Genomic DNA, 539 nt, shown 5'->3' with positions numbered 1-539 from the left:
ACTACTCTAGCTATACCTCTGAGTGTGATTTTAATCACATTCTCCTCCTACGGTTGGTCAAAGGACAATGAACTCAACATGACCAAAGGGGTCACGGCGATCAGCGAGCAAGTGTATGAATTACATATGCTCATTTTCTACATTTGTTGCGCGATAGCTCTGGTTGTTTTTGGTGTTATGTTCTATGCCATCATCCGTCATCGCAAATCAAAAGGTGCAGTTGCCGCACATTTCCATGAAAGCACCAAAGTGGAAATTATTTGGACTGTTATCCCTATCATCATTCTTGTCGCGATGGCGATTCCCGCAACGAAAACTTTAGTCGCAATGGAAGACACTAGCCAATCGGATATCACCATTCAAATTACAGGTTCGCAATGGAAGTGGCATTACAGCTACTTTGGCGAAGATGTGGAATTCTTCAGCTTGCTCGCAACCAGCCAAAAGCAGATTGACGGTATAGAGATGAAAGGAGCGCATTACTTGCTTGAAGTGGATAATCCACTCGTGCTCCCTGTGAATCGTAAAGTGCGATTTTT

1 protein-coding gene is annotated in these 539 nt (G+C 43.6%); it reads left to right on the top strand.

Annotated elements, in window-relative coordinates; genetic code table 11:
* Positions 1-539, top strand: a 539-nt coding sequence (locus tag R7R24_RS29910) for a cytochrome c oxidase subunit II transmembrane domain-containing protein (RefSeq protein WP_318120615.1), incomplete at both ends; no start/stop codon positions are given.

This window comes from Vibrio sp. 704, from assembly GCF_033339295.1.
Note: the sequence above shows the minus strand (reverse complement) of the source record. Positions and strands in the feature narration are given on the sequence as shown.